Raw genomic sequence first — 7,265 nt, forward strand, 5'->3', positions numbered from 1 at the left:
CGCGTGAATTGCTCGCTTTGGGCACTGATCCCAAAAGCGTGATGAGGTAAGGCAAGCCAAACTTGCTGAGACTGAACACACTTTCGAGAAGGTGGCCACTGCCTGGTTCGAGCTGAAGAAAGACTCCGTGACCAAAGCCTACGCCGAAGACATTTGGAGATCGCTGACGCTCCATGTTTTCCCAAGCATGAAAACAACGCCGCTCTCTCAAATCACTGCTCCGATGGTTATCAAGATCCTTCGCCCAATCGAGGCCAAAGGGAGCCTCGAAACCGTGAAACGATTGAGCCAACGACTCAACGAGATCATGACCTACGGGGTCAACTCCGGGCTAATATTTGCGAACCCCCTCAATGGAATTCGGGCAGTGTTCAAGAAACCCAAGAAAGAGAACATGGCTGCGCTACCACCAGAGGAACTTCCCGAACTCATGATGGAAATCGCGAACGCCAGCATCAAGCGCACGACCCGCTGCCTGATCGAATGGCAACTGCACACGATGACCCGCCCTGCCGAGGCAGCTACCACACGATGGGCAGATATCGACTTCGACAAGTGCATTTGGACCATTCCGCCAGAGCGCATGAAAAAGCGTCGGCCGCACACAATCCCTTTTACCAATCAGGCACTGTCGTTACTGGAGACGCTCAAGCAGCTCAGTGGTAACAGAGAGTACGTGTTCCCCTCAGATAGAAATCCCCGCACCCATGCCAATAGCCAGACCGCCAACATGGCGTTGAAGCGCATGGGCTTTCAGGACCGTCTAGTCAGCCACGGCTTGCGCTCGATGGCGAGCACCATCCTGAATGAGCATGGCTGGGATCCGGAACTGATCGAGGTCGCGCTGGCGCATGTCGACAAGGACGAAGTTCGTAGCGCCTACAACAGGACGGACTACATCGAACGCCGGCGTCCGATGATGGCTTGGTGGAGTGAACATATCCAGAAGGCGGCCACCGGCAGCCTGTCGGCATCGGCCATCAATCAAACCAGGGACCGCAATGTCGTACCAATTCGCTGAGCATCCAAAAAGTACGCGACACCGGCTACGATCCGTGTCGTGTAGCAGGGCGAAAGGAGTGACGACGGTCGCTAGATCTCTGGTATGCCTGCGCCTCTTCAGCCAAGCCCCTGAGTATGGGAAGGCTCCGCATTCCCATACTCAGGGGCTCACGCTTAAAGGTCTATCAGGCGACCACGACTTTTGCCTTTCTGCGGCGGATCAACCCTGCTGTTAAGTCGTAGTAGTCGACGGTAGCTGGAGCTGAGCACCGCAGGTAGTGCTTCAGAAACCATCTCACGTGCTTTTCTCTCCAGGACCAGGGAGTCGCGCAACCCCAGCGCTCACGAATCACCTCGTGCATCCTTTCTGCTTGCCTGATGTGCCGCTGCCGCGTGGCATGTGCACCTTTGAGCACGGGGCGCAGAAACAACGCTATGTCGAACTCGGCCATCATCGCCGACCTCCGATGTAGGCACTCACCACATCGATGCGGTTATGTCCCAATTCGTGGCTGATCTTCTGTCGTGCACGCTGATCAAGCTCTCGATCTTCTCGATGAACACGACCGCCATTGACGGGTGTATTCAAGCCAGTCAGTTGCTCATAACGCTCACAGGCGTAAGCCGCCCGCAGCTCATGAAAGCCTTTCAATCCATGCTCATGCAAGATGTCCCGTGCCGGTCGCACAACTGATTGCATAAACTCTTTGTAGCTCTCGTTGGGGGCCAACAGGTTCCGACTGCGACTGGGTGAAGCCTCCCAGGCCCTATCCAAGGCGCCACGGATTTGATCAGTGATCGCTATCCAACGCGGTGCTGACGCGCCTGATCGACCGCCTTTGGTGCCGTCCTGAATGTTGATCTTGCCCAGTTGCCCGGCCTCACGTTGCAGTCGGGGCAGGTCCGCCAAGATCGCTTCACGCAGGCGCATACCAGTCTCCCGGCCCAGATGCACAATTGCGGCCACTCGCTGCTGACCTCGCTCTGACAGTGCGCGTGCGATCAACTTGATCTGAGCACGATCTTGGCCTTGCGGGGCCTCCCCGCGCACGCTTGAGCGTTGCAAACCCAGCGCCTTGCTCGGACTGGGGATTTTGACGTACTGATCACCGCGCAGCGCAGCCATCGTTCGGTTCACTGTGGACAGTCGGTTCTGCGCGGTGGCGATGCCGACGTTACCCTGATCAACCTGCTCCCGCACATAAGTGGCGTACCGCATGAGGATGTCACGATCGATCTGTCGCGCGTCATTCAGCCTCGGCCCTTCATCGGATCGACACCAATTTACGAAGGCCTGCCAGCGATCGCTATGGGCTTTGACGGTAGCAAAATGGCCATGGCCAAATAGATCTTTCAGTGCTTGCGGTCCGGCATAACTGAGCTGGCGACCAAAGCCAAAATTACGCCCCGCTCGCTTACCGACCCGAGTCATTTTCCTGCTCCTGATCGACCGCCGCGAGATCATGCAAAAGGGCTCTCCAGTGCACACTCACGATAGCGAACTGGGCCCAATCAGTCGGGCGAAAACACAGCGTGTTGTCGGTGACGTAAAGATGCGCGCCTTCCTCTTTCAACCACTGAAGGATGGCTGTCGGCGAGGTGATAGCTTTACGGAAGGTGGCGACATCGGCGACACCGGCGACAACCCTTGCCTTGTCTGGTTTTGAGCGTGGCGACAAAGTGGCGACACTCGCGGCGACAAACCGCACTTTCGGTTCATTTTGGCGCTGAGCCAGATGGTTTCGCAGCGCTTCATCAAGATTGAACATGGCGCACCTCGAAGGTGTGACCGTCGGTGATCAGCCACTGATGTTCAAGCAACTCGACCAGCAGCTTGGCGGCATGGCGACTGCTCTTCCGGGCAAAGCGGGGACCATTGCGATTCAGCTCCCGAATACTGAAGCGCTTCCAATCTTTGATCTGCAGCCAGCGCAGCAGCCGGTCAGCCTCCTCCTTAATTCGACACACTGGCTCCTGCTCAGTCAGACGCTGGATCTCGGTGAGGTAGTAGCCAACTAAGGCCGAGGCCCGCTGGATATGGTCGACCTCCACGACGCTGCTCTCCTCCACAACTGCAAGAATGCCGGCGACGCGCAGCAGGTTATCGGCAGACTTCGATCCGCTGGGCCGTACGCTGGCCAGCTCGCCAAACTCACCCAGCTGAGCTTCGATGGCATCATGCAAATCAATCCAGCGACGGCGGGCTAACGGACTGAGGGTCAGCGGTGATAGCTGCAGGGCACCGTCAGGGGTAAGTGACCAGGGCAGATGAAACAGCGCCGAAAGGCGGTGGTGATAGCGCTTTAGGGCAGCGTCTTGGGATAAGTCGACAGCTTGGTAGCTGCGTTGTCCGGCCAGGCTGGTGGGCCAGGTCATCAAACAACGACCGAGGATGCCTTGCCCCTGCAGCAACGGGTCACTGAGTAACTGCATGGCCAAGTACGGTTGCAGCATGAGGTGCAGGCTCAAGCGTCGGTCATAAGCCCGAAGGCTTTCGCCTACCATGGAGCGAGCGCGATCAATCGGGCTACCGTCCCAGAGTGACGACAAGGTCGTGACCGCTTTCAAACGATTATCCCGACTCATGGTGCTGCTGCCGAGGAACTGTCCGCCTTCGTCACAGAACAGGCCCATGCTAGGCAAGTCATGACAGAGCCCTTTGATCAGGGCTTCGATAGTCGGGTCTGTGGTGATCAGCCGGGGTGCCGAGGGCTCCGCTTCGAGCGGCAGGCCGTTTGCGGAGTCGGGATCGGCGGGGTTGATACGCTGCGCCTGTCGCTGTGCGGCACGGTACCGGGAGAGTTGTTCGCGGTAGCGCTGCCACTGCTCACGCTCCCATTCTCGTGCAGGCAGCAATGCACATCGATCTGCCGCCGTTTTACGATCCCCAGACGCGGCCACGGTGATCAAGTACAGCGACAGGGGATAATTTCTCCCGTCGAGCTGTAAGCCCGCATGACCTTGGGTCGCCAGCGCCGAGGCAGCCAACACCGATTGCGCGGCCAGCGCCTGGGGCACGCCGATGACCTCGGCCATGCGCTCCACCGCAGGCCCCAGAATCCCACCCAGTGCCTGCACCGGATAAGGCTGGGCCACGGGATTCGACTCAATAAGCGGTCGAGGCGGTCGCGGTAGTTCAAGCTTCGGATCTAACTGCTGCATGGGCCCTCTCCTCGTTCATTGCTGGTTGTCCTCACGTAGCCCCGCCACGGCTGTTGAGTGTTATCAGGGATCAAGGCCCCTGCGGCCTGTGAGGCGTTCACTGACGCGGAACGAACGGCTCCTTACGACCGGGAGCAAGGGTATGACCCCATGAATCTGGCCTCCTTAGACGCATCCGAAGATGCGGGCGGGTGGAGGCTGTGCCGACTGACGAGTTCGGCACCTGGAGATCCTGAGCAGGAGAAGGCAACGACATGGACACCTTGGGCATGCCTGACTGTCAGTCAGGTGCAGCCTTTTCAAAGGCTGCGGCACCGGTGCCTGTGTCGATGCGGATGGCGACGAATCGGATTTGTCAGGCCGATTGTCACGAGGAGAGTTGCGGCAATGCCCTGTACTACGTGGCTTGCAGCAGCGGTACAAGCGCCCGTCTCTTTCCGGGAGAAAGAGACGGGCGCAGTCTGGCGCAGCGAAGTGTGCCAAAAGGTGAGGTTGCTGCAGCGCAGCGAGGAAGGTGCATCGTCTGCCGCAGTGGGCAGATTCAGTCGAGTAGGCATCCATCACTCTTGGGGAGTGACCGTGCGAGCCGCCGGATGCTAATCGCACTTCGGAAGAACCACCACCACGCGAGTGACGTAGCCTTGAAGGTTTTGGCTACCTGGGCTGGTGCTGTCAACGACAGCGGTCCGTGCGCCAATTGTTATACCCACTCGAAAAGCTGGTCAAGCGTCACTGCCAAAACGGGTAAGCAGTGGCGACTGTCGCCATTTTTGTCGCCATGCTCCAGGCCCCGCTCCGCATGGATTGTCGCCGGTGTCGCCGGTGTCGCCAACTCTGTAACCATAGACCCACGACAATCGCTGCAACGACACTCTGTAGATGCACAGCGCTCGATATATACCGGTGGGAAAATTACTGACGGGCAAAGGCGTGGCGCTAGACGGTAGATAGCGGTGGCTTCGAAAAAAAGCGAATGAACCCTCCGATCGGCGCGATCAAAGATCGCTTGATCGGAGGGTTGGGCGGGGAAAGCAAAATCTCAAACGTCAATTACGGACTCAGGCATCAACACTAGTTGATTGGGAGGTGACGGCTTCACAACGCATGATGAGCATCCGCTGCAACCGCAGCAGAAACCTGCTTCAAACGCTCCGCGGTGATCACCTGGGCGATGATACTTTCGGTTTTGGGTCGATTGTGACTATTTGCGGCAGGCAACAATCGGCCAGGAGCAACCGCCCCCCCTAAACACAACATAGCGAGCATTTGCTACCATCGACCGCTTTCGGCACTACTTAAACATAAGAATGAATACGTCTACTTGGTCTTGCACATATCTATAAGCTCTTTAATTATAGTTATAAGATCCGCGCACACCTCACCTTTTTCTATCTGTTGTATATAGTCTTCTTTATTAAATTTTACTTTGAAGTAGCGACGAATGCCATCAAGAACTTGTTTGCCGTCCTTGCTGAAAAGCCCCTCCGAATTACTTTCGCGGTCACTTTCTTTATAGTTGCTTGGCACAACCAGCCCATGCTTTTTCAGTAAATACTCATTGACAGCATCAACATCTGTGGAGATTTCATTGTTTTTACGATTTTTGGAAATATACCTAGATATCGCAGTGGGAATGATTAGGTAATTTTCAATCTCCCGACGCCGTAATGTCCGATACCTCAAGATCGTGTGCTTGCCAGAGTCGTCTCTCTGATCAGTATTCCATTGAAGGTCGGCATTGGTGGTGCTGTAATTTTCATCGTCCAAGTCACGCAAGCTATAAGCGTTGATCGGCTGACGAGTATCCTGCATGATCTTCTGATTAAGCTCGATGATCAGTGTCTTTCGTTCCGAGTGCTTCTTGTTTGTGACCCACAGAACTAGGTTTTCAGGCCATTTCATATCCAATTGCTTGCAAATACTTTGCAAGGCGCGGGCATCACTAGCATTCTCGACTAGAAGAACTTTCTTATATCTTATGATGTCATCAAGAAGCGGGAAGTACTTGCTTCCAAGCCCTTCCAGCACGAGCACCTTCTGCTCTTTGTTACGCAAATACGAAGCTTTGGATTGCTCGACGTGGAGCATTTTCTCATAGTCGACTAATTTAATCAGCTCCGGGCTGTGGCTTACCATCAGAATCTGCTTCTTCTTGCGCAGGCAGATGCCTTCTAATTTTTCCAGAAGCAGCGACTGGAGGGAGGTGTGCAGGTGTGCGTCAGGCTCATCTAGTAGTAAAATGTCATTATTGGAGTCTAGTGCCAAAGCAAATACGCTGACCCACTGTAGGAATCCGCTACCCTCGATCATCAGATCTCGCCGCGATGAAGGCCTGGCCTCCTTGGCACCGGTAGTTGTATTGACGGCAACGTCAATCACGTCCACGTGCACAAAATTGTGGAAATTACTGTCGAATGGTTTTGGGCAAAGCTTTACGCGGAAAACGTCCGTGAGAATTTCCTCAAGCTGCCGCCACTCGGTGTCCACGAGTTCCAATTTTTGTTTGTCTACGGCAGGGAGTCGCACCCTGCCTGCCAATAATTCTTCCTTGGCCTGCTTGATCTTTTGCTCGTGTGCAGTATATAGGTCGAGTAACAGATTGCGGATCACCGAACCAGCCTGTCCCTTGCCAATAAGCTTGCGCCGATCAGCGATGGATAGCCAAGTTTCATTTTCGTTCATCCCGCCAAATGGTGGGAGATAAGCGATTACAGGGATCTTGGTATCGGCGAGCAGATTGGAGTCCGATTTTTTTATCGCGAAATTATTGCCATTCAATGAGTACGCTAACTCAAGATGATAGCTCTGGCCTGATTCTCTCCAACCAATTTTTATTTTTAGTCCGTAGGACCCATTGGTGTTCTGGTCCTTCCACAGGTAGCGAAGCGAAGGAATACTTATCGGTGAAAAAGCTTCAGGTGCAATGCCAAGACCATTCTTAGAATCGTAATCATGCGCCAGCGATTTACTACCTCTGTAATTAACCAATAGCATTTTGGTGAACTCCCAAATTGCCAAAGCGTGCAAAATACTTGTCTTACCGGAATTATTGGTTCCCGAAATAAGAGTTAACCCCGTATCTCTGAGCTTTATTGAAATAT

5 protein-coding genes and 1 pseudogene are annotated in these 7,265 nt (G+C 54.8%); 1 reads left to right on the forward strand and 5 read right to left on the reverse strand.

The window, feature by feature from the left end; all coding sequences use genetic code 11:
- Positions 1 to 1,021: pseudogene (locus FEM54_RS19450) on the forward strand (tyrosine-type recombinase/integrase); the annotation flags it as partial.
- 166 nt (positions 1,022 to 1,187) lie between these two features.
- On the opposite strand, the gene FEM54_RS34690 reads toward FEM54_RS19450, so the two are convergent.
- The 5 genes from FEM54_RS34690 to FEM54_RS19475 all read right to left on the reverse strand — a co-directional run.
- Complete coding sequence (locus FEM54_RS34690) at positions 1,188 to 1,457, reverse strand: hypothetical protein (RefSeq protein ID WP_138452534.1); 270 nt, start codon at positions 1,455 to 1,457, stop codon at positions 1,188 to 1,190.
- Complete coding sequence (locus FEM54_RS19460; RefSeq protein WP_138452536.1) at positions 1,454 to 2,434, reverse strand: integrase domain-containing protein; 981 nt, start codon at positions 2,432 to 2,434, stop codon at positions 1,454 to 1,456. The genes FEM54_RS34690 and FEM54_RS19460 overlap by 4 nt, the downstream gene beginning before the upstream one ends.
- On the reverse strand, positions 2,418 to 2,771 hold the full coding sequence (locus FEM54_RS19465) for a hypothetical protein (protein ID WP_025211760.1): 354 nt from the start codon (positions 2,769 to 2,771) through the stop codon (positions 2,418 to 2,420). Before FEM54_RS19465 ends, FEM54_RS19460 begins: the two co-directional genes overlap by 17 nt.
- The gene (locus tag FEM54_RS19470) at positions 2,758 to 4,164 is read right to left on the reverse strand and encodes a YfjI family protein (protein WP_138452537.1); all 1,407 of its coding nucleotides are present in this window, start codon (positions 4,162 to 4,164) and stop codon (positions 2,758 to 2,760) included. Before FEM54_RS19470 ends, FEM54_RS19465 begins: the two co-directional genes overlap by 14 nt.
- Positions 4,165 to 5,481: 1,317 nt before the next feature.
- Positions 5,482 to 7,265 (reverse strand): AAA family ATPase (locus FEM54_RS19475; protein WP_171045869.1); only part of this gene is annotated, 1,784 nt, incomplete at its 5' end.

The sequence above is a fragment of the Pseudomonas edaphica genome (assembly GCF_005863185.1).
GTDB classification, from domain to species: Bacteria; Pseudomonadota; Gammaproteobacteria; order Pseudomonadales; family Pseudomonadaceae; genus Aquipseudomonas; species Aquipseudomonas edaphica.

What these genes read in the sequence shown, in the direction of transcription:
- FEM54_RS34690 (WP_138452534.1), bottom strand. Translation starts at nt 1,457, where the DNA reads ATGATGGCCGAGTTCGACATAGCGTTGTTTCTGCGCCCCGTGCTCAAA.
- FEM54_RS19460 (WP_138452536.1), bottom strand. Translation starts at nt 2,434, where the DNA reads ATGACTCGGGTCGGTAAGCGAGCGGGGCGTAATTTTGGCTTTGGTCGC.
- FEM54_RS19465 (WP_025211760.1), bottom strand. Translation starts at nt 2,771, where the DNA reads ATGTTCAATCTTGATGAAGCGCTGCGAAACCATCTGGCTCAGCGCCAA.
- FEM54_RS19470 (WP_138452537.1), bottom strand. Translation starts at nt 4,164, where the DNA reads ATGCAGCAGTTAGATCCGAAGCTTGAACTACCGCGACCGCCTCGACCG.